At 51.6% G+C, this 21,633-nt stretch carries 18 protein-coding genes; 14 read left to right on the top strand and 4 right to left on the bottom strand.

Features of this window, described 5'->3' with window-relative positions; all coding sequences use genetic code 11:
* Positions 1 to 41: 41 nt before the first annotated feature.
* On the bottom strand, positions 42 to 923 hold the full coding sequence (gene ilvY, locus ETV65_RS22255) for an HTH-type transcriptional activator IlvY (protein ID WP_129955226.1): 882 nt from the start codon (positions 921 to 923) through the stop codon (positions 42 to 44).
* A gap of 186 nt (positions 924 to 1,109) precedes the next feature.
* On the opposite strand from ilvY, the gene ilvC reads away from it, so the two are divergent.
* Positions 1,110 to 2,585 (top strand): ketol-acid reductoisomerase, encoded by a 1,476-nt coding sequence (gene ilvC, locus ETV65_RS22250; RefSeq protein ID WP_056772344.1) that lies wholly within the window; start codon positions 1,110 to 1,112, stop codon positions 2,583 to 2,585.
* Between the two features lie 268 nt (positions 2,586 to 2,853).
* On the opposite strand, the gene ppiC is transcribed toward ilvC, so the two are convergent.
* The gene (gene ppiC, locus ETV65_RS22245) at positions 2,854 to 3,135 is read right to left on the bottom strand and encodes a peptidylprolyl isomerase PpiC (protein ID WP_015690589.1); all 282 of its coding nucleotides are present in this window, start codon (positions 3,133 to 3,135) and stop codon (positions 2,854 to 2,856) included.
* 175 nt (positions 3,136 to 3,310) lie between these two features.
* Between ppiC and rep the strand changes: the two genes are divergently transcribed.
* The gene (rep, locus tag ETV65_RS22240; RefSeq protein WP_129955225.1) at positions 3,311 to 5,335 is read left to right on the top strand and encodes a DNA helicase Rep; all 2,025 of its coding nucleotides are present in this window, start codon (positions 3,311 to 3,313) and stop codon (positions 5,333 to 5,335) included.
* An 81-nt stretch (positions 5,336 to 5,416) separates the two neighbouring features.
* Here the strand turns inward: rep and gppA are convergent, their stop codons facing one another.
* Positions 5,417 to 6,907, bottom strand: coding sequence for a guanosine-5'-triphosphate,3'-diphosphate diphosphatase (gene gppA, locus ETV65_RS22235; RefSeq protein WP_129955224.1), 1,491 nt, complete (start codon positions 6,905 to 6,907; stop codon positions 5,417 to 5,419).
* 6 nt (positions 6,908 to 6,913) lie between these two features.
* A complete protein-coding gene (rhlB, locus tag ETV65_RS22230; RefSeq protein ID WP_129955223.1) occupies positions 6,914 to 8,206 on the bottom strand; it encodes an ATP-dependent RNA helicase RhlB in 1,293 nt (430 codons plus the stop codon).
* Positions 8,207 to 8,323: 117 nt separating this feature from the next.
* Here rhlB and trxA point away from each other — a divergent pair, with 117 nt between their 5' ends.
* The 12 genes from trxA (at position 8,324) to wecG (ending at position 21,445) form a co-directional block, all read left to right on the top strand.
* Positions 8,324 to 8,650 (top strand): thioredoxin TrxA, encoded by a 327-nt coding sequence (trxA, locus tag ETV65_RS22225; protein WP_013577537.1) that lies wholly within the window; start codon positions 8,324 to 8,326, stop codon positions 8,648 to 8,650.
* A 415-nt stretch (positions 8,651 to 9,065) separates the two neighbouring features.
* Positions 9,066 to 10,325 carry a transcription termination factor Rho gene (rho, locus tag ETV65_RS22220; protein WP_013577536.1) on the top strand — a complete coding sequence of 420 codons (1,260 nt, stop codon included), beginning with the start codon at positions 9,066 to 9,068 and terminating at the stop codon, positions 10,323 to 10,325.
* A gap of 285 nt (positions 10,326 to 10,610) precedes the next feature.
* Positions 10,611 to 11,696, top strand: coding sequence for a UDP-N-acetylglucosamine--undecaprenyl-phosphate N-acetylglucosaminephosphotransferase (gene wecA / locus ETV65_RS22215; RefSeq protein ID WP_129955222.1), 1,086 nt, complete (start codon positions 10,611 to 10,613; stop codon positions 11,694 to 11,696).
* A 43-nt stretch (positions 11,697 to 11,739) separates the two neighbouring features.
* Positions 11,740 to 12,792 carry an ECA polysaccharide chain length modulation protein gene (wzzE, locus tag ETV65_RS22210; RefSeq protein ID WP_129955221.1) on the top strand — a complete coding sequence of 351 codons (1,053 nt, stop codon included), beginning with the start codon at positions 11,740 to 11,742 and terminating at the stop codon, positions 12,790 to 12,792.
* Complete coding sequence (wecB, locus tag ETV65_RS22205) at positions 12,789 to 13,919, top strand: UDP-N-acetylglucosamine 2-epimerase (non-hydrolyzing) (protein WP_129955220.1); 1,131 nt, start codon at positions 12,789 to 12,791, stop codon at positions 13,917 to 13,919. Before wzzE ends, wecB begins: the two co-directional genes overlap by 4 nt.
* The gene (gene wecC, locus ETV65_RS22200) at positions 13,916 to 15,178 is read left to right on the top strand and encodes a UDP-N-acetyl-D-mannosamine dehydrogenase (protein WP_129955219.1); all 1,263 of its coding nucleotides are present in this window, start codon (positions 13,916 to 13,918) and stop codon (positions 15,176 to 15,178) included. The genes wecB and wecC overlap by 4 nt, the downstream gene beginning before the upstream one ends.
* Entirely contained in the window at positions 15,169 to 15,879 is a 711-nt protein-coding gene (gene rffC, locus ETV65_RS22195) for a dTDP-4-amino-4,6-dideoxy-D-galactose acyltransferase (RefSeq protein ID WP_129955218.1), read from the top strand. Before wecC ends, rffC begins: the two co-directional genes overlap by 10 nt.
* A 4-nt stretch (positions 15,880 to 15,883) precedes the next feature.
* On the top strand, positions 15,884 to 17,014 hold the full coding sequence (gene rffA, locus ETV65_RS22190) for a dTDP-4-amino-4,6-dideoxygalactose transaminase (RefSeq protein WP_129955217.1): 1,131 nt from the start codon (positions 15,884 to 15,886) through the stop codon (positions 17,012 to 17,014).
* 1 nt (position 17,015) lies between these two features.
* Entirely contained in the window at positions 17,016 to 18,266 is a 1,251-nt protein-coding gene (gene wzxE, locus ETV65_RS22185) for a lipid III flippase WzxE (RefSeq protein ID WP_129955216.1), read from the top strand.
* Positions 18,263 to 19,345, top strand: a complete 1,083-nt coding sequence (locus tag ETV65_RS22180; protein ID WP_129955215.1) for a TDP-N-acetylfucosamine:lipid II N-acetylfucosaminyltransferase — start codon at positions 18,263 to 18,265, stop codon at positions 19,343 to 19,345. The genes wzxE and ETV65_RS22180 overlap by 4 nt, the downstream gene beginning before the upstream one ends.
* Entirely contained in the window at positions 19,342 to 20,721 is a 1,380-nt protein-coding gene (gene wzyE / locus ETV65_RS22175; protein WP_129955214.1) for an ECA oligosaccharide polymerase, read from the top strand. The genes ETV65_RS22180 and wzyE overlap by 4 nt, the downstream gene beginning before the upstream one ends.
* Positions 20,705 to 21,445, top strand: a complete 741-nt coding sequence (gene wecG, locus ETV65_RS22170) for a lipopolysaccharide N-acetylmannosaminouronosyltransferase (protein WP_129955213.1) — start codon at positions 20,705 to 20,707, stop codon at positions 21,443 to 21,445. Before wzyE ends, wecG begins: the two co-directional genes overlap by 17 nt.
* Positions 21,446 to 21,633: the final 188 nt, after the last annotated feature.

Raw genomic sequence — 21,633 nt, 5'->3', positions numbered from 1 at the left:
CGGGGCACCTGAAAAGTGCCCCTTTTTTATGGTGTAAACGTTCAGAGCAACTGCCAGAACGCGTCGATCAGGGGTTCGTTCAGGCGTTTTTTTTGCACGCAGACGCCCAGTTCCAGCGGCGCGCCGAGCGTGACGTTATCCAGAATGGAAATACGGTTGCGCACCGGTTCCGGGCTGTTATCGACCACGACGGACGGAATGAGTGCGATACCGCAACCGAGCGCGACCATCGAGACAATGGCTTCATGGCCGGATACCGTGGCATAAATCAGCGGATTGCTCAGGCGGTTGCGTTTAAACCAGACGTCGATGCGTTTTCGTGCCGGACCATGCTCCGGCAGGATGAACGGAATTTGTGACCAGTCCGGATGCGGTTCGCTGACCTGTGTGCGTACGGCGCAAGGCAGGGAAGGAGAAATCAGGATCATCGGGATTTCGCCGATCTGTGTGAAATCGACGCTGCCCGGCAAACTTTCCGGACGACCAGCGATCCCCAGATCCGCTTCGGTGGACTGAACTTTTTCAACCGCATCGGCGGCATCACCGGTGGTGAGTTTGATTTCTACCAGCGGATGCTGCGCACGGAAACGGTCAAGGATCGGCGGCAGATGACTGTAGGCGGCGGTTACCGAGCAAAAAAGTCGCAATTCGCCGCTCAGTGTCGGGCCATGCTGATCCAGCCCGCTGCGCAGTTGCTGATAATGCAGCAGCGTTTGCTGAGCAAAGTTTTTGAGTTGTTCACCTGCACTGGTCAGTTGCACGGTGCGGTTATCACGCTGAAATAATGGCTGGCCGAGTTCTTCTTCCAGCCGCTGGATCTGGCGTGACAATGTGGACGGGCTGACATGCATCGCCTTTGACGAACGGCCAAAATGGCGGCTTTCCGCCAGATGTAAAAACAGTTTCAGATCACGTAAGTCCATATCGAATACCCGGCTTTTTAGTTTCACAGGAATCAAACGAAGTATATTGCAGAATCTGCAACATCATCTTCGTAATATATCAATTTAAGCAATGTGTCGCATGACATATAGTGAATTCACGGCGTTCACCGGCTCACCGGTGAAACAAAAAATAACAGCACTTACCTCGATAGAACGGAGCAAGACATGGCTAACTATTTCAACACACTGAACCTGCGTCAGCAGCTGGCACAACTGGGCAAATGCCGCTTCATGGGTCGCGATGAATTCGCGGACGAAGCCAGCTACCTCAAAGGTAAAAAAGTGGTGATTGTAGGCTGTGGTGCACAGGGCCTGAACCAGGGGCTGAACATGCGTGATTCCGGTCTGGATGTGTCCTACACCCTGCGTGCAGAAGCCATTGCTGAGAAGCGAGCTTCATGGCGTAAAGCGACCGAAAACGGCTTTAAAGTCGGCACCTACGAAGAACTGATCCCGCAGGCTGATCTGGTGGTTAACCTGACGCCAGACAAACAGCACAGCGCGGTGGTAAAAGCGGTTCAGCCCCTGATGAAGGACGGCGCAACCCTGGGTTATTCCCACGGCTTCAACATCGTTGAAGTGGGCGAGCAAATCCGTAAAGACATCACCGTGGTGATGGTTGCCCCGAAATGTCCGGGTACCGAAGTGCGTGAAGAATACAAACGTGGTTTCGGTGTACCTACACTGATCGCGGTTCACCCGGAAAACGACCCGAAAGGCGAAGGCATGGCGATTGCCAAAGCCTGGGCAGCAGCCACCGGCGGTCACCGTGCGGGCGTTCTGCAGTCTTCCTTCGTGGCTGAAGTAAAATCTGACCTGATGGGCGAGCAGACTATCCTGTGTGGCATGCTGCAGGCGGGTTCTCTGTTGTGCTTCGACAAACTGGTTGCTGACGGTGTTGATGAAGCCTACGCAGAAAAACTGTTGCAGTTCGGCTGGGAAACCATTACCGAAGCGCTGAAACAAGGCGGCATCACGCTGATGATGGACCGACTGTCCAACCCGGCGAAACTGCGTGCTTATGCGCTGTCCGAACAACTGAAAGAGATCATGGCGCCACTGTTCCAGAAACACATGGACGACATCATCTCCGGCGAATTCTCCAGCGGCATGATGGCTGACTGGGCGAACGACGACAAAAACCTGCTGACCTGGCGTGAAGAAACGGGCGCAACCGCGTTCGAAAACGCACCGCAGTTCGACGGTAAAATTTCCGAGCAGGAATACTTCGACCACGGCGTTGTGATGATTGCGATGGTGAAAGCGGGCGTTGAGCTGGCCTTCGAAACCATGGTGGCGTCCGGCATCATCGAAGAATCTGCTTACTACGAATCACTGCACGAACTGCCGCTGATCGCCAACACCGTTGCACGTAAGCGTCTGTACGAAATGAATGTGGTTATCTCGGATACGGCTGAATACGGTAACTACCTGTTCGCTAACGCTGCCGTGCCATTGCTGAAAGAGTTCATGACCACGCTGCAGGCAGGCGATCTGGGCAAATCAGTGGCTGAAACGCAGGTTGATAACGCGCAACTGCGCGACGTTAACGAAGCGATCCGCAACCATCCCATTGAGTCAATCGGCCGCACTTTGCGTGGCTATATGACTGATATGAAGCGTATCGCGGTAGCAAGCTGATCCCCCTTCATACTTCAAGCTACAGATGTGCTGGCTGCGTTCGGTCACCCGAATCACTTACCTGAGTAAGGTCATCGGGATTAATGAGCCTTGTCCCTGAGGCTCACCCTGCGGGCCAGCGCGAGCGCTGTTCAAATCGGTTCCCGACCGATTTGTCATTCGCTTGCCGCCTCCTGTAACTCGAATTATTCGGGTCTCTAAGAAATAATAAAAAGGGCACTGCATGAAAATGCGGTGCCCTTTCTTTGGGTGCTGACAAAGACAGAACTTAGTTGCGGTACAAAATCTTAATGATGTGGTAACCGAACTGAGTGTGCAGCGGGCCCTGAGGCTCGATCAGGGGTGCGGAGAAAACCACCTTATCGAAAGCAGGCACCATGGCGCCTTGCTTGAATTCACCTAAATGGCCGCCTTTCTTGCCTGACGGGCAGGTAGAATGCTTCTTAGCCAGTTTTTCAAAATCACCACCATTCTTCAGTTGTTCAAGAAGATCGAGTGCCTGTGCTTCTTCCTTTACCAGGATATGCATTGCTGCGGCAGTTTTTGCCATGATAAGACCTTTTTACGAGAGTGTTTCCAGAGGCGTAATGTAACATCTGAAACCCCGCCGGGGGAATCCGGCCTGCATTCCATACACAACAAATTGCGCCGTAAAGCCTGTCAATCTCAGGCGGTGTTTCTGCTACAATCGCCGTCCTTGTCTATCAGGTGAGCAAAGATACGCCATGCGATTAAACCCCAGTCAACAACATGCCGTGGAATTTGTCACCGGACCCTGCCTGGTTCTGGCGGGTGCCGGTTCCGGCAAAACCAGGGTGATTACCAATAAAATCGCACACCTGATCCGCGAATGTGGCTATCAGGCGCGCCACATCGCAGCGGTGACTTTCACCAATAAGGCCGCGCGCGAAATGAAAGAGCGCGTCGCACAAACCCTCGGGCGCAAAGAAGCACGTGGCTTGCTGATTGCGACGTTCCACACGCTCGGGCTGGAAATTATCAAACGCGAATATGCTGCCCTGGGCATGAAGTCTAATTTTTCTTTATTTGATGATCAGGACCAGCTGGCCCTGCTTAAAGAGCTGAGCGAAAAATGGCTGGAGAACGACAAGACATTATTGCAGCAGCTGGTATCGACGATCTCAAACTGGAAAAACGATCTGGTTGATCCTGCCCATGCTGCCGGTCTGGCGCGATCAGAACGCGATCAAATCTTCGCGCACTGCTACGGCCTTTATCATGACCATATGCGAGCCTGTAATATTCTTGATTTCGATGACCTGATCCTGCTGCCAACGCTATTGCTACAAAGTAATGAAGAGGTGCGAGAGCGATGGCAGAACAAGCTGCGTTATCTGCTGGTCGATGAATATCAGGACACCAACACCAGTCAGTATATGATGGTGAAACTTTTGGTCGGCAACCGCGCACGTTTCACCGTGGTGGGTGATGATGACCAGTCAATTTACTCCTGGCGCGGGGCGCGGCCGCAAAACCTGGTGTTGCTGAAAGAAGATTTTCCGCAGTTACAGGTTATCAAGCTTGAGCAAAATTACCGATCCACGCAGCGTATTTTGAAAGCCGCCAACATTCTGATCGCCAATAACCCGCATGTGTTCGAGAAGCGTTTATTCTCAGAGCTGGCTTATGGCGAATCACTGAAAGTAGTGACGGCAAATAATGAAGATCATGAATCCGAGCGGGTGGTCGGCGAGCTGATTGCCCATCACTTCATCAATAAAACTGCTTATGGTGATTACGCGATTTTGTACCGTGGCAACCATCAGTCGCGTTTGTTCGAAAAAATGCTGATGCAGAACCGTATCCCGTACCGGATTTCTGGCGGCACTTCCTTCTTCTCGCGGCCAGAGATTAAAGACCTGCTGGCTTATCTGCGTGTGCTCACCAATCCGGACGATGACAGTGCATTCCTGCGTATCGTTAACACGCCACGTCGTGAAATCGGGGCCGCCACTTTGCAAAAACTGGGGGAATGGGCCAATCAGCGCAATAAAGGGCTGTTTAAAGCCAGTTTTGATCTGGGGCTGAGTCAGTATCTGACGGGGCGCGGGCTGGAATCCCTGCAACGTTTCACACACTGGATGGGCAATATTTCTGCGCTGGCAGAACGTGAACCGGTTGCGGCGGTGCGGGATTTGATCCACGGTGTTGATTACGAAAGCTGGTTGTTTGAAACTTCTCCGAGCCCGAAAGCCGCTGAAATGCGCATGAAAAACGTCAATCAGCTGTTCAGTTGGATGACGGAAATGCTGGAAGGCACCGATCTGGATGAGCCAATGACGCTCACACAGGTGGTCACCCGCTTTACGCTGCGTGACATGATGGAACGTGGCGAGAACGACGAAGAGCTGGACCAGGTTCAGCTGATGACATTGCATGCCTCTAAAGGGCTGGAGTTCCCTTATGTGTATCTGGTCGGTATGGAAGAAGGTTTGCTGCCGCATCAGAGCAGCATCGACGAAGATAACGTGGACGAAGAACGGCGTCTGGCTTACGTGGGGATTACCCGGGCACAGAAAGAGCTGACGTTTACACTCTGTCGTGAGCGGCGTCAGTACGGCGAGCTGATCCGCCCGGAACCGAGCCGCTTCCTGCTGGAATTACCGCAGGATGACCTGGCCTGGGAAAGCGAACGTAAAGTAGTGAGCGCGCAGGAACGCATGGTGAAAGGGCAAAGCCACCTGGAGAAAATCCGCGAGCAACTGGCGAAAGCAAAAGGCGGCAATTAGCCATTAAATCTTAGCCATTAAAAAAGCAGAGGCTGATGAATCAGCTCTCTGCTTTACGCTATAACTTTTTACAGCTGCCGGTCACTGTTCTTCGACAAACAGTGGCCAGTGGACATAACTTTGCCAGTGGCTTTCCTGCTCTAATTCTTCAGCGCGTAGCGGATGCTGTTCCAGCCAACCCTGTGGCACAATCACACTCAGCTCATCATCATTGGCGCGTAAACGCACTGCAGGCAATGTGTCGTCGCGTCGACGGCTGGCAAATATGATCGCCAGACGCAGAATACGACAAAGACGTTGTGCCTGACGCGGTGGCACGGCGTTTTGTTCATTGAGCAACGGTAAATCAAGCGTATTGTTTTGGTTTTGCAGTAACGTCGCCAGCAGCTTTTTTTGCGCCGGTGTGAAACCCGGCAGATCCAGATGACGGATCAGATAGGCTGCGTGATGGGGGGCTTTCTTGAAATCCACACTCAGGCCAATTTCGTGGATCAGGCAGGCACTGTTAAGCAGTTCACGGGCACGGGCATCCAGCTTCCATTCCTGAGCTACCTGCAGCGAAAAGTTCTCAGCCAGTTGTGCCACCCGCTCGGCCTGCTCGTTGTCCAGCAAGTAACGGCGTTGCAGATTCCGCAACGTACGCTGGCGGATATCCTGCTCGATCGGCAAATGCAGCATGCCGTAAACCAGGCCCTCACGCAATGCGCCACCCGCCAGAGTCATCATTTCGATGTTCAGGGTCTTGAAAATGGCTATCAGGATAGACAATCCGCTCGGGAAAACCAGCGCACGTTCAAGGGTCAGACCTTCAATCTCCAGCTCTTCCAGCTTGCCGCACTGAATGGCACGCTGTTTGAGCTGCTGAAGTTTAGGCAGCGTGATGTGTTCATCCATGCCCTGAGCGACCATGATTTCCTGTAAGGCCTGCACGGTACCGGAAGCGCCGACACAGATCTGCCAGCCATTCGCAATCAGCTCGGGAGCAACAGGAAGGATCATGTCTGTTGCCGCCTGTTCAGCCTGATCAAAGTTTTCTTTGGCCAGGTTTCGATCCGCAAAATAGCGCTCCAGCCAGGTGACACAGCCCATCGAAAGGCTATAAAGCGTGGTGGCCTGAGCTCCGATGCCGGTCACCAGTTCTGTGCTGCCACCGCCAATATCGACGACCAGACGTTTATCCGGCCCGCCCGTGGTATGGGCAACGCCGTGATAAATCAGACGGGCTTCTTCTTCACCGGTAATGACCTGAATAGGACAACCGAGAATTAACTGAGCTTTACCCAGGAATTCATCGGCATTACTGGCAAGACGCAGCGTTGCGGTGGCAACGACACGAATTTGGTCGCGCGGGATATCCTGCAATCTTTCAGAAAATAACTTCAGGCATTGCCAGCCACGCTGCATCGCTTCCTGAGAAAGCAGATTTTGTTTATCCAGACCGGCGGCCAGACGCACTTTGCGTTTAATTCTGGCGAGGGTCTGGATACTGCCTGCCACCTCACGAACAACCAGCATGTGAAAGCTGTTAGAACCCAGATCAATCGCTGCATACAGTGAGGTGGAACTTAGCATAGGTTATCAGCCCGGACGTTTACGGTTGCTACGTGGTGCACTGCTGCGACGTGAAGACGAATTACTGTTACGACGCGGGCCGTTACCGGTGCGCGAGCGGGCAAGACGTTTTGCAGGAGGCAAATCAGTTAACAGCGCATCGCTGTTGTATTTACTGACCGGAATGCTGTGGCCGGTATAGGTTTCAATTGCCGGCAGATTCAGGGCATATTCTTCACATGCCAGGCTGATGGAATGACCACTCAGACCTGCACGACCGGTACGGCCAATGCGGTGCACATAGTCTTCACAGTCGTCAGGCAGGTCATAGTTAAAGACGTGCGTTACGGCAGGAATGTGCAAACCACGGGCAGCAACGTCGGTCGCAACCAGAATATCCAGCGTGCCTTTTGTGAAGTCTTCCAGAACACGAAGGCGTTTTTTCTGCGGAACGTCACCGGTCAGCAAACCGACACGGTGTCCGTCGGCCGCCAGATGGCCCCAGACATCTTCACAACGGTGTTTAGTGTTGGCAAAAATAATGCAGCGATCCGGCCATTCTTCTTCAATCAGCGTCTGCAACAGGCGCATTTTTTCTTCGTTTGAAGGATAGAACAGCTCTTCTTTAATACGATGGCCGGTTTTTTGTTCCGGTTCGATTTCAATCGACTCGGCATTATTCATGTTTTCGAACGCCAGTTCTTTCACACGATAGGAAAGCGTTGCTGAGAACAGCATGTTCAGGCGTTGATTAGCAGGAGGCATCCGGCGGAACAACCAGCGGATATCTTTGATAAAGCCCAGATCGAACATGCGGTCTGCTTCATCCAGTACCACCACCTGGATCGCGCCCAGGTCGATGTGGTTCTGTTTAGTGTAATCGATTAAACGGCCGGTGGTTCCGATCAGGATGTCCACGCCGCTTTCCAGCACTTTTAGCTGTTTATCGTACCCGTCGCCGCCATATGCCAGGCCTAATTTCAGCCCGGTAGATTCAGATAATGCTTCGGCGTCGGAGTGGATCTGCACCGCGAGTTCACGCGTAGGTGCCATGATCAAGGCACGCGGCTGGTTAGTCTGACGACCTTCCGCAGCAGGGTGAGAAAGTAGATAATGGAAAGTAGACGCTAAAAAAGCCAGCGTCTTGCCGGTACCGGTTTGCGCCTGACCTGCAACATCACGCCCAGCGAGCGTGATTGGCAATGCCAATGCCTGAATAGGAGTACAGTAATGGAAGCCTTTCTTTTCAAGGGCTTCTACTGCCAGCGGGTGCAGGGCGAAGTCGGAAAACTTCTGTTCGGTCAAGTGTGTTTTGCTCATAGTGTGGTAGAATATCAGCTAACTATTGCTTTACGAAAGCGTATCCGGTGAAATAAAGTCAACCTGATGTTGGTTAATGCTACATCAACAAGGTAAAGATAATCCTTTGGAGTAAACATGAGCGATAAAATTATTCACCTGACCGATGACAGTTTCGACAACGACGTATTGAAAGCCGAAGGGCTGGTGCTGGTCGATTTTTGGGCAGAGTGGTGCGGACCATGTAAGATGATCGCTCCGATTCTGGATGAAATTGCCACTGAGTTCGAAGGCAAGCTGACCATCGCGAAACTGAACATCGATGAAAACCCAGGTACTGCCCCTAAATATGGCATCCGTGGTATTCCTACCCTGCTGTTATTTAAAGGCGGCGAAGTCGCAGCAACTAAAGTTGGCGCACTGTCGAAAGGTCAGTTGAAAGAGTTCTTAACAGCTAATCTGTAATCGGTCGGGATGACCTAAGCCAGGTGTTTAGCGGGTTACCGTGTTTTTCACATTGTCCGCTAGACGCCTGTCAAGAAGCATGCTAAGTTTACGCTTACTGCAAATAGAGCTTACCTGTAGTTTGATTCTTACGTTTTACTCTGTTGTGTCAAAAACATCTGCCTATAAAGTTTCTTTGAATAATAATTAAATTGAACTGGCACTGTACTTGACCATCTAACGGTTTTGACAAAATCGGCTTTAAGACACCTTCAATATCAGCATTACCCCTCAAGAATCGCCCGCGCGCGACTGCCTGCGGCTGGATTACCGGGCTGTTATTTAGGTGTCATACAATAAACAGGCATGGATGACCCTGCCATACCCATTCACGACAGATGTTCGAGACATACCCCGAGTTTAAGAACCCACCATTATGAATCTTACCGAATTAAAGAATACGCCGGTCTCTGACCTCATTGCACTCGGCGAAAATATGGGACTGGAAAACCAGGCCCGCATGCGTAAGCAAGACATTATCTTTTCAATATTGAAGCAGCATGCGAAAAGCGGAGAAGACATCTTCGGTGATGGCGTACTGGAGATATTGCAGGATGGATTTGGTTTCCTCCGCTCCGGAGACAGTTCCTACCTCGCAGGCCCCGACGACATCTACGTATCTCCAAGCCAAATTCGCCGCTTCAACCTTCGTACCGGCGACACCATTTCCGGTAAAATCCGTCCACCAAAAGAAGGTGAACGTTATTTTGCCCTGTTGAAAGTTAACGAAGTTAACTACGACAAACCAGAAAACGCCCGTAGCAAAATCCTGTTTGAAAACTTAACCCCTCTGCATGCTAATTCACGTCTGCGTATGGAACGGGGTAACGGTTCAACAGAAGATTTGACCGCTCGCGTACTGGATTTAGCTTCGCCAATTGGTCGCGGTCAACGTGGTCTGATTGTTGCTCCGCCGAAAGCCGGTAAAACCATGCTGCTGCAAAACATCGCCACCAGCATTGCGTACAACCACCCTGACTGCGTACTGATGGTACTGCTGATTGACGAACGTCCGGAAGAAGTGACCGAGATGCAGCGTCTGGTGAAAGGTGAAGTTATCGCCTCTACCTTTGACGAGCCCGCTTCCCGCCACGTTCAGGTGGCTGAAATGGTCATCGAAAAGGCCAAGCGTCTGGTTGAGCATAAGAAAGACGTAATCATTTTGCTGGACTCCATTACCCGTCTGGCACGTGCTTACAACACCGTGGTGCCTGCTTCAGGCAAGGTGCTGACCGGTGGTGTGGATGCCAATGCCTTGCACCGTCCAAAACGCTTCTTCGGTGCTGCGCGTAACGTGGAAGAGGGTGGTAGCCTGACTATCATCGCTACTGCGCTGGTTGATACCGGCTCTAAAATGGATGAAGTTATCTATGAAGAGTTTAAAGGTACCGGCAACATGGAATTACATCTGGCGCGTAAAATCGCTGAAAAACGTGTCTTCCCTGCGATCGACTACAACCGCTCTGGTACCCGTAAAGAAGAGCTGTTGACCACTTCTGAAGAACTGCAAAAAATGTGGATCCTGCGTAAAATCATTCATCCGATGGGTGAGATCGATGCGATGGAATTCCTCATCAACAAGCTTGCAATGACCAAGACCAATGATGACTTCTTCGACATGATGAAACGTTCTTAATTTGGTGTAAAGTCCGCTCAACGCCACGCACAGTCGTGGCGTTTTTTGTTTTTGGTGGCTACCATAATGCTACTTTGGGAAGATTGTCAGACTATTCGGATAATAGCTGATGGTTTATCACGTGCCCTTTCTTTACTTTGTCGGTTGATTGCCCGAGAAATGGCAGCAGATAAGGTCTTGCCCGAGACAAAACCATAACTGTCACCATAGGATATGATTTAAGGCTGTGAGGTTTATGATGCTGTCAACTCCACACCTTATTTTTGCAGAAGAGACTTCTTAACTGTGAATTTACTCAATATGAGTACTGAGCTAGCGATTGTTTTCGTATTTTCATTCCTCTTTTTATTCGTTGCCCGGAAGGTAGCGAATAAAATCGGACTTGTTGATAAACCGAATTTTCGTAAACGTCACCAGGGACTGATACCACTCGTTGGTGGGATCTCTGTCTATGCGGGTGTTTGTTTTGCCTTTCTGATCACCAATTATACTATTCCACATGGCAACCTTTACATTGCCTGCGCCGGGCTGCTGGTATTAGTGGGTGCACTGGATGACCGTTTCGATATCAGTGTAAAAACACGTGCAATGGTTCAGGCCGTGGTCGCTGTTGCGATGATGAGTTTTGCTAACCTCACGCTTCGCAGCCTCGGACATCTGATTGGTCCCTGGGAAATGGTATTAGGCCCGTTTGGCTATCTTGTCACTTTGTTCGCCGTGTGGGCTGCCATTAACGCCTTCAACATGGTCGATGGTATTGATGGCTTGCTGGGCGGCTTGTCTTGTGTCAGCTTTGGCTCACTGGGCCTCATCATGTACGAGAGCGGACACATGGAGTTAGCGTACTGGTGCTTCGCGATGATTGCCGCAATCATCCCGTATATTTTACTCAATTTGGGTGTTTTGGGGCCTCGTTACAAAGTCTTTATGGGCGACGCGGGCAGCACGCTGATAGGGTTTACGGTCATCTGGGTTCTCCTGCAAAGTACGCAAGGCGAATCTCATCCTATGAATCCGGTCACTGCACTTTGGCTTATCGCTATTCCCCTGATGGACATGGTCGCCATCATGTATCGCCGGCTTCGTAAAGGGATGAGCCCGTTCTCAGCAGATCGTCAGCACATTCATCATTTGATCATGCGCGCAGGTTTTACTTCACGTCAGGCTTTCGTCTTAATAACTGTGGCTGCCGCTATTCTGGCGGGCATTGGTGTGGTGGGCGAACATCTGAGTTTTGTTCCCGAATGGATAATGCTGGCTTTATTCTTCGTTGCCTTCCTGTTGTACGGCATCTGCATCAAACACGCCTGGCGTGTGGCGCGGTTTATAAAACGGGTTAAAAGACGTTTGCGCCGTTCTTCTAATCAATAATCACTTTTTAAGCAAGGGCTTACTGGCTGTGGATAAACCAGAAATGATGAGAAACCAGAACGAACGCGCCATCGAGAATGAACTTGATATCCGCGGGCTGTGCTGCACTTTATGGAAAGGAAAATTCTGGATTGCAGGTCTGGCGATACTCTTTGCCTTAGTCGCCCTGGGGTCGTCTTACCTCATGAAACAGGAATGGAGTTCGACGGCAATCACGGATCGGCCTACGGTCAACAATCTTTCGTCCTATTTCTCTCAGGCACAGTTTCTGCGTAATTTAGATATGCGTAATGTGTCGCAGTCAGACGCCAACCGCCCACCCATTTCTGATGAAGCCTACAACGAGTTTGTCATGCAACTTGCGGCTTATGACACCCGTCGGGATTTCTGGCTGCATAACCCTTATTACCAGCAACGTCAGGAAAATGATGCGCGTGCTGATGCGGTTCTGCTGGATGAAATGATCAATGACATCCAGTTTACTGCCCGTGATGCACCGAAAGTGCCGAACGATATGGTGAAACTCACGGCGGAAAATGCCGCTGATGCGAACAAACTTTTACGTCAGTATGTCGATTTCGCCAGCCAGCGTGCGGCACAACATCTCTATGATGAGCTTGAAGGCGCGTGGGCGGCACGAACGCAGTCAATGAAAGCGCAGGTCAAGCGTCAGGAAGAGGTTGCCCAGACTGTTTTCAAGCGCACCACGCATAATACTGAGCAGGCACTGAAGATTGCTCAGCAGCAAAACATTAATAAAAGTGTGACCGATACGCCCGCAGAAGAATTGCCGGATTCCGATATGTTCCTGCTGGGTGTGCCTATGCTCAAGGCTCGTCTGGAATTACTGCAAGCCTCCGGTCCGGGGTATGATCTGGATTACGATCAGAACCGTGCGATGCTGTCGACGCTGAACGTCGGGCCAACGCTTACGGCAAAATTCCAGACTTATCGCTATCTGAGAACGCCTGAAGAACCTGTAAAACGTGACAGCCCTCGTCGGGCATTATTGATGATTATGTGGGGCATTGTCGGTGGTTTAATCGGGGCTGGCGTTGCCCTGACCCGCCGTAAAAATAAGAGAAACACATTGTGAAAGTGTTGACGATTTTCGGCACGCGTCCGGAGGCCATCAAAATGGCTCCTCTGGTGCTTGCTTTGTCGCAGGATGCGGCCTTTGAATCAAAAGTGTGTGTGACGGCTCAACACCGTGAAATGCTCGATCAGGTATTGCGCCTCTTTGACATCACCCCTGATTATGATCTCAACATTATGAAGCCAGGGCAGGGACTGACAGAAATTACCAGTCGGATCCTGACCGGCCTTAAGCCGGTTCTGGATGAGTTCAAGCCTGACATAGTGCTGGTGCACGGTGATACCACCACCACTTTATCCGCCAGCCTTGCCGCGTTTTATCACCAGATCCCCGTCGGGCATGTTGAAGCAGGTCTGCGTACCGGGGATTTATCGTCCCCGTGGCCGGAAGAGGGCAATCGCCTGCTAACAGGTCATCTGGCGAAATGGCACTTTGCACCCACCGAGAATGCCAGTGTCAATTTGCAGCGGGAAAACATCGGCGCAGAGAGCATTTTTGTCACCGGGAATACGGTGATTGATGCCCTGCTCTGGGTACGTGACCGCTTTAACAGCGATGTCTCGCTGGCACAACAGTTGGCGAATAACTACCCGTTTTTGGATGCCAACAAAAAGCTGATTTTAGTGACGGGCCACCGTCGTGAAAGCTTTGGCAAAGGCTTTGAACGGATTTGCTCGGCCCTGGCGGAAATTGCATGCCAGCACCCTGAAGTACAAATTGTGTATCCGGTGCATCTCAATCCAAACGTCAGCGAGCCGGTGAATCGCATTCTGCAAAGCATCGACAATATCGTACTGATCGACCCTCAGGATTACCTGCCATTCGTTTATCTGATGGATAAAGCTTATCTGATCCTGACCGACTCCGGCGGGGTGCAGGAAGAAGCGCCTTCACTGGGCAAGCCTGTGCTGGTGATGCGTGAAACCACAGAACGTCCGGAAGCGGTTGATGCCGGAACAGTCCGGCTGGTGGGCACCGATCCCGCTAAAATAGTCGAGGAAGTGAACCGTCTGCTAAACGATGAAAACGAATACAACAGCATGAGCCGGGCACACAATCCTTACGGCGACGGGCATGCCTGCCGCCATATTCTTGACGCATTGAAAAATCATTGGGTACCACAATGAGTTTTAACATTATCTCTGTCATCGGACTCGGTTACATCGGTCTGCCAACCGCTGCCGCTTTCGCCTCACGCCAAAAAAAAGTGGTGGGCGTCGATATTAATCAGCATGCCGTGGATACGATTAACCGTGGTGCGATCCATATTGTTGAACCCGATCTTGATCTTCTGGTCAGGCAGGCCGTTGATGCGGGATTGTTGCGGGCAGTGACTAAACCGGAACCTGCAGATGCTTTCCTGATTGCAGTTCCGACGCCGTTTAAGGGCGATCATTTACCGGATATGAAATTCGTTGAATCTGCCGCACGTTCTCTGGCGCCGGTTCTGAAAAAAGGCGATCTGATCATTCTGGAATCTACGTCACCGGTGGGGGCGACAGAGCAAATGGCCGCCTGGCTGGCGGAAGCCCGTCCTGATCTGAGCTTTCCTCAGCAAGCCGGTGAGCAATCCGATATCAACATTGCTTACTGCCCGGAACGCGTGCTGCCAGGACAGGTGATGGTTGAGCTGATCAAAAATGACCGTGTCATTGGCGGCATGACGTCAGTTTGTTCACAGCGTGCCAGCGATTTATATAACATTTTCCTTGAAGGCGAATGTGTTACCACCCATTCCCGTACCGCCGAAATGTGCAAGTTGACGGAAAACAGTTTCCGCGACGTAAATATTGCCTTTGCCAACGAGCTGTCGCTGATTTGCGATGCTCAGGGCATTAACGTCTGGGAGCTGATCAGTCTGGCGAACCGCCATCCACGGGTGAATATCCTGCAGCCGGGTCCGGGCGTAGGCGGACATTGTATTGCAGTCGACCCGTGGTTCATTGTTGCGCAAAACCCGGCGCTGGCCAGAATCATCCGCACAGCGCGCGAAGTGAATGACAGCAAACCGCACTGGGTCGTGGATCGTGTGAAAGCGGCACTGGCAGATTGCCTGACTACCACGGGCAAACGTGCTGCCGACGTCAAAATTGCCTGCTTTGGCCTGGCGTTTAAACCCAATATTGATGATCTCCGCGAAAGCCCGGCAGTGGAAGTGACACACCTGATTGCCGACTGGCACGCCGGAAAAACGTGGGCGGTTGAGCCTAATGTGCATCAGCTACCGGCTTCTCTCGCGGATAAAGTGACGTTAGAAAGCCTGGATCGCGCACTGGCTGAAGCCGATCTGTTGGTGATGTTAGTTGATCACCAACCGTTCAAAGCGATCCCTGGCAGTCAGATCCGGCAGTCATGGATTGTGGATACTAAAGGCGTATGGCGATAAATAATCCTTTGCACGGCAATATCGAACCGCTCGGATGGGAGAGTCATTTCTTCCAGCTTAACAGTGCGCGTCTGACACCGGATGCCTCTGCGGGTGAAATCACGCCGCAGAAGCTTGAACAATATGCACTGGTGCAGGCCAAAGTAGAGGCAGATCAAACGCACACGCTGGACGCCCTGTCTGCGTTGGGTTTCCGGCTGGCAGAAGGTGAAACGGACTTTTGCGTGACGGTCACGCCGCAGGATATGGCGTTGCCAGCAGGGCGTCTGGCTTTGCCGCAAGATATCGCTGATGTGGCGATTATTGCCAGCCAGACGTTTCGTTTCAGCCGTTTTCGCGCACCCTGGTATCAGCCTGATGACAGCGCCCGTTTCTACGCAATGTGGGCAGAAAAGGCGATACTGGGCACGTTTGATCACCTTTGCCTGTGGGCAGACGATGCACAGGGTAACGGGCTGGGCTTTGTCACGTTGCGACGTCTGTCAGAAGATGAAGTTAGAATTGGCCTGCTGGCTGTCAGACCTGAATTCCAGGGGCAGGGAGCAGGTAAAAAGTTAATGGCGGCTGCGAAAAATTGGTGTGCCGGACAGGGTGTATCGCGACTGTATGTCGCCACGCAAACCGGTAATATCGCGGCCTTAAATCTTTATCTCGCCAGCGGTGGCAAAGTCATGCGCTCGGCGTACTGGTTGTACAGGTGAAACGATGATCCCTTTTAATGCGCCACCGATTGTGGGTACTGAAATTGATTACATGCGCGAGGCCATGGACAGCGGCAAACTGTGCGGTGACGGCGGGTTTACCCTGCGCTGCCAGAAATGGTTTGAACAGCGTTTTAACTGTCCGAAGGTTTTGCTGACGCCGTCCTGTACGGCATCGCTGGAAATGGCCGCGTTGCTGCTGGATATTCAGCCCGGTGACGAAGTGATTATGCCAAGCTTTACGTTTGTTTCGACCGCCAATGCATTCGTTTTACGCGGCGCGAAAATCGTGTTTGTGGATATCCGCCCGGATACCATGAATATTGATGAAACCCTGATTGAAGCTGCGATCACTGAAAAAACCAAAGTGATTGTCCCGGTGCATTACGCGGGTGTGGCCTGTGAAATGGATACCATCATGGCGATCGCCGAAAAACATCATCTGTTTGTGGTGGAAGATGCCGCACAGGGCGTGATGTCAGCTTACAAAGGCAAAGCACTGGGCACCCTTGGTCATATCGGATGTTTCAGTTTCCACGAAACCAAGAATTACACGGCGGGCGGTGAAGGTGGTGCGACGCTGATTAACGATCCGGCCCTGATTGATCGTGCCGAGATTATCCGTGAAAAAGGCACTAACCGCAGCCAGTTCTTCCGCGGTCAGGTGGATAAATATACCTGGCGGGACATTGGTTCCAGCTATCTGATGTCCGATTTGCAGGCCGCGTATCTGTGGGGGAATCTGGATTCAGCTGAAAAGATCAACCAGCGCCGTCTGGCAATCTGGAATCAGTATTACGAAGCATTGCAGGATCTGGCCGACGCAGGCCGCGTTCAGTTGCCTTCAGTTCCACAAGACTGTGTGCAAAATGCTCATATGTTCTATGTGCGTCTGAGTGATATCGACGACCGTGATGCCTTTATTCGTCACATGAAAGCGGCAGATATTCTCACCGTATTCCATTATATCCCGCTGCATGCCTGTCCGGCGGGCGAAGATTTTGGTCGTTTCGCTGGCGTCGATCGTTTCACGACAAAAGAGAGTGAGCGTCTGGTGCGCCTGCCCCTGTTCTACAACATGACCGATGATACGCAGCGTGCGGTGATTACGGCCATGCTGCAATATTTCGCCTGATATGTCGCTGGCAAAAGCATCAGTCTGGACCGCAGGTTCTACGCTGATTAAAATTGGTGCCGGGTTACTGGTGGTGAAATTGCTGGCCGTGACGTTCGGCCCTGACGGCGTAGGGCAGGCAGGGAATTTCCGCCAGCTCGTGACCGTACTTGGTGTGCTGTCCGGTGCCGGTATTTTCAATGGTATTACTAAATACGTTGCCGAACATCATCAGGATCCTGAGCGGCTTAAAGCTGTACTCGGTACGTCCTCTTCGCTGATTTTGGGTTTCTCGACGCTGCTGGCCGCCATCTTTTTGCTGTCTGCCGGCCCTGTCAGTGTTGGGTTGTTCGGACACGACCGCTATCAGGCCGTTGTGCGGGCCGTGGCATTTATCCAGATGGGCATTGCTTATGCCAACTATTTTCAGGCCATCCTGAAAGGTTATCGTGATGCGACGGGTAACGCGCTGGCTGTAATGGGTGGCAGTCTGATTGGCTTGCTGGCCTATCTCTTGTGTTTCAAACTGGGCGGTTATGAAGGCGCGCTGGCCGGGCTGGCACTGGTGCCAGCGCTGGTCGTTGTGCCTGCGGGCGGCATGTTGTGGCGGCGAAAATCCTTTCCGCTGGCCTACTTAAAGCCGGGCTGGGACCGCTTTATCGCCAGCCATTTGGGAAAGTTTACCCTGATGGCACTGATCACATCTGTCACGTTGCCGGTGGCGTATGTGATGATGCGAAACCTGCTGGCGGAGCATTACAGCTGGAAAGATGTGGGGATCTGGCAGGGCGTCAGCAGTATTTCTGATGCCTATTTGCAGTTTATCACCGCCTCTTTCAGCGTTTATTTATTGCCGACGCTATCGCGCATGACGGATAAACGCGATATTACGCGTGAAATCGTTAAGTCATTAAAATTTGTTCTGCCCGCCGTAGCGGCCGTCAGTTTTACTGTCTGGCTGTTGCGTGACTTTGCTATCTGGTTACTGTTTTCAAAACAATTTATCGCGATGCGCGATTTGTTCGCCTGGCAGTTAGTGGGTGACGTACTGAAAGTCGGCTCTTATGTTTTTGGCTATCTGGTGATTGCGAGAGCCTCTCTGCGTTTTTACGTGCTGACTGAAATCAGCCAGTTTGCGTTACTGACGGGCTTTTCACATTGGTTGATCCCGATACGGGGTTCTCTTGGCGCCGCGCAAGCGTATATGGCGACGTATGTCGTCTATTTCGCCCTGTGCTGTACCGTATTTGTTATTTATCGTAGACGAGCATGACAACGCTGATTCACGTTTTGGGATCTGACATTCCCCACCATAATGTCACCGTGCTGCGCTTTTTTAATGATGTTCTGGCCGAATGCGCGCCTGAAAAGCTGATTTATCATTTTATGGTGGCGGCAGCAGATGCATCAGCATTTGCTGAATTCGCACGTCTGGATATTCGGGTTTATCCGGACAAAAAATCGCTGGCCGACGCGGTGATTTCCCGGGCACAGGATCGTACACATCACTTTTTCTTCCATGGTCAGTTCAACCCGACGCTTTGGCTGGCGCTGCTGACCGGCAAAATTAAATCTCAGCAGGCCAGCTGGCACATCTGGGGCGCAGATCTTTATGAATCGACAGGTGGCCTGAAATTCCGCCTGTTTTATTTTTTAAGGCGTCTGGCTCAGGGACGTATCGGCCATGTTTTCGCTACCCGCGGCGATCTGATTCATTTCCATCAGAGACATCCGCGCGTGCCGTCCTCATTATTGTATTTCCCGACGCGTATGGATCCGGCGCTGACGCTTTCAGCCGGGCAGCCTGAACCTGCAGAGCCGATGACCGTGCTGGTCGGCAATTCCGGCGATCGCAGTAACCGACATACTGAAGCGCTGCGTTCGTTGCATCAACAGTTTGGTGCCGGTATCCGGGTGATTATTCCTATGGGCTATCCGGCCAACAATGACGCCTATATCGAGCAGGTTCGCCGCGAGGCGCTCAAACTTTTTGCGCCCGGGAATGTTGAGCTGATGACCGGTTCGATGCCTTTTGCACAATATCTCGACGTGCTGCGTGGTTGCTCGCTGGGGTATTTTATTTTTGACCGCCAGCAGGGTATCGGGACGCAATGTTTGCTGATTCAGTTCGGCGTGCCGTTTGTGGTCAGCCGTCAGAATCCGTTCTGGCAGGATCTGGCAGAACAAAATCTGCCGGTATTGTTTTACGGTGACGCACTTGATACCCGAACTGTGGCCGAAGCGCGGCGCCAGTTGCTGACTACGGACCGGAAGAATATCGCATTCTTCAGCCCGAATTACATCGCCGGCTGGCAACAGGCGTTACTGCTGGCGGCAGGAGAAACATCATGACAATGGCACAGCTTGGCGGCCTGTCTGTCGTTTATGCGTTCTCGCTGTTGTTCATTTTGACGCTGACCTACAAAGAATTTCGCCGTGTGCGTTTTAACTTCAACGTCCTGTTTTCGCTGTTGTATCTGCTGACGTTCTATTTCGGTTTTCCTCTGACCTGTCTGCTGGTCTTCCAGTTTGATGTCAGCGTCGTACCGGTTGAAAACCTGTTACAGGCGATGCTGGCCGCAACCTGTTTTTACGGTATTTATTATGTCAGTTATAAAACGCGGTTGAGGGCAAAACGTGATGGCCCGTCCCGTACACTGTTTACGATGAACCGTGTCGAAACCCATCTGACATGGTTTTTACTGGCACTTATCGCCGTGGTAACCGTGTCCATCTTCTTTACGCATAACGGATTTTTGCTGTTTAAGCTCAAATCGTACAGCCAGATTTTTTCCAGTGATGTGTCCGGGGTTGCGCTTAAACGCTTCTTTTACTTCTTCCTGCCAGCGATGCTGGTGGTGTTCTTCCTCAAACCCAATCCGCAGCGCTGGCTGTTTTTCCTGGTCAGTACCGTCGCATTTGGTTTACTCACGTATATTATTGTTGGCGGGACACGCGCGAATATCATTATCGCGTTCGCGCTGTTTTTGTTTATCGGCATCGTACGCGGCTGGATTAGTTTGTGGATGCTGGCGGTGGCGGGCGTACTGGGCATTGTCGGTATGTTCTGGCTGGCGCTGAAACGTTACGGGCTGAATGTCAGCGGCCCTGAGGCGTTTTATACCTTCCTGTACCTGACGCGTGATACGTTCTCGCCATGGGAAAATCTGGGACTGTTGCTGCAAAATTACGACAAAATTAGTTTTCAGGGACTGGCACCGATTGTTCGTGATTTCTACGTCTTTATCCCCAGCTGGCTATGGCATGACCGTCCGGGTGTGGTGCTCAACACCGCCAACTATTTCACCTGGGATGTGCTCGGTAACCATTCCGGTCTGGCCATTTCGCCGACGCTGATTGGCTCGCTGGTTGTGATGGGCGGCGTGTGGTTTATCCCGCTGGGTGCGGTGGCGGTTGGGATGATCATTAAATGGTTCGACTGGCTTTATGAAAAAGGCAAAGCGGAGACCAACATTTATAAAGCGGCCATTCTGCAAAGTTTTTGCTTTGGTGCCGTGTTCAATATGATCGTACTTGCCCGCGAAGGCGTGGATTCCTTTTTCTCACGGGTGGTGTTTTTCTGTGTCGTATTCGGAACTTGTCTGGTTGTCGCAAAATTATTGTACTGGATGTTTGACGCCGCCGGGCTGATACGAGCCAGGATGCCGGTCAGAAAAAACCTCATGGAGCCTTTGGTAGTAAGGAAGATGGATGGATTTGGAGAATAACGTCCCGCAATATGATATTCGCGGGATCCGCCTTTGGGGCTTTCGCAATATGGCGCATTTTCTTGATTATCTTTTTGCCGGTCATCAGGTGAAAAAAGGTTCGCTGGTGGCGATAAATGCAGAGAAAGTGCTGACGGTCGAAAGCAACCCTGAAATGCGTACGCTGATCGACCATGCGGAGTTTAAATACCCCGACGGGATCAGCATTGTGCGCGCTATACGGCGTAAATATCCGCAGTCACGCGTCTCGCGTATTGCAGGGGCTGACCTCTGGGAAGGATTGATGGAGCGCGCAGGGCGTGAAGGAACACCGGTCTTTCTGATCGGCGGTAAACCGGAAGTCCTGATGCAGACGGAAGAAAAATTGCGATTGCTGTGGAACGTCAATATTGTTGGCAGCCAGAATGGGTATTTTGTGCCTGAACAGCGCGAAGCATTGTTTGAAAAGGTAAAAAGCAGCGGAGCATCTATCGTGACCGTGGCGATGGGGTCACCAAAGCAGGAAATCCTGATGCGTGACTGCCGTCGTGTGCATCCAGATGCGCTTTACATGGGCATCGGTGGGACCTATGACGTCTTTACCGGGCATGTTAAACGTGCCCCTAAAATCTGGCAAAATCTGGGGCTGGAATGGCTCTACCGGCTGATTTTACAGCCCAGCCGTTTGCGTCGTCAGCTCAAACTGCTCAAATTTATCCGTTACTACTATACCGGTCGTCTGTAATATTTGCGCCGTGGCTGATCTTCAGCGCGGCGTTTTACCTCTCATTTCACTCTACCCTTTACTGTCGTTTGCACCCTGACATGTCTACCTGTGCGGATCTTTCTCAATTGTGGTTTGCAACTCATCCTGAAATGCGGAACCATAACGCCGTTTTTCCGCCCTGTACGGGCATCATCACCCATAAAAAT

It is taken from the genome of Rahnella sp. RFA10(1/100), from assembly GCF_004195115.1.
GTDB lineage: Bacteria > Pseudomonadota > Gammaproteobacteria > Enterobacterales > Enterobacteriaceae > Rahnella > Rahnella perminowiae.
This window is presented reverse-complemented; position numbering and strand designations above follow the sequence as displayed.

What these genes read in the sequence shown, in the direction of transcription:
- wzxE (WP_129955216.1), top strand. Translation starts at nt 17,016, where the DNA reads ATGTCGCTGGCAAAAGCATCAGTCTGGACCGCAGGTTCTACGCTGATT.
- rep (WP_129955225.1), top strand. Translation starts at nt 3,311, where the DNA reads ATGCGATTAAACCCCAGTCAACAACATGCCGTGGAATTTGTCACCGGA.
- wzzE (WP_129955221.1), top strand. Translation starts at nt 11,740, where the DNA reads ATGATGAGAAACCAGAACGAACGCGCCATCGAGAATGAACTTGATATC.
- trxA (WP_013577537.1), top strand. Translation starts at nt 8,324, where the DNA reads ATGAGCGATAAAATTATTCACCTGACCGATGACAGTTTCGACAACGAC.
- gppA (WP_129955224.1), bottom strand. Translation starts at nt 6,907, where the DNA reads ATGCTAAGTTCCACCTCACTGTATGCAGCGATTGATCTGGGTTCTAAC.
- wecG (WP_129955213.1), top strand. Translation starts at nt 20,705, where the DNA reads ATGGATTTGGAGAATAACGTCCCGCAATATGATATTCGCGGGATCCGC.
- rhlB (WP_129955223.1), bottom strand. Translation starts at nt 8,206, where the DNA reads ATGAGCAAAACACACTTGACCGAACAGAAGTTTTCCGACTTCGCCCTG.
- wecC (WP_129955219.1), top strand. Translation starts at nt 13,916, where the DNA reads ATGAGTTTTAACATTATCTCTGTCATCGGACTCGGTTACATCGGTCTG.
- ilvC (WP_056772344.1), top strand. Translation starts at nt 1,110, where the DNA reads ATGGCTAACTATTTCAACACACTGAACCTGCGTCAGCAGCTGGCACAA.
- ilvY (WP_129955226.1), bottom strand. Translation starts at nt 923, where the DNA reads ATGGACTTACGTGATCTGAAACTGTTTTTACATCTGGCGGAAAGCCGC.
- ETV65_RS22180 (WP_129955215.1), top strand. Translation starts at nt 18,263, where the DNA reads ATGACAACGCTGATTCACGTTTTGGGATCTGACATTCCCCACCATAAT.
- ppiC (WP_015690589.1), bottom strand. Translation starts at nt 3,135, where the DNA reads ATGGCAAAAACTGCCGCAGCAATGCATATCCTGGTAAAGGAAGAAGCA.
- wzyE (WP_129955214.1), top strand. Translation starts at nt 19,342, where the DNA reads ATGACAATGGCACAGCTTGGCGGCCTGTCTGTCGTTTATGCGTTCTCG.
- rffA (WP_129955217.1), top strand. Translation starts at nt 15,884, where the DNA reads ATGATCCCTTTTAATGCGCCACCGATTGTGGGTACTGAAATTGATTAC.
- rffC (WP_129955218.1), top strand. Translation starts at nt 15,169, where the DNA reads ATGGCGATAAATAATCCTTTGCACGGCAATATCGAACCGCTCGGATGG.
- rho (WP_013577536.1), top strand. Translation starts at nt 9,066, where the DNA reads ATGAATCTTACCGAATTAAAGAATACGCCGGTCTCTGACCTCATTGCA.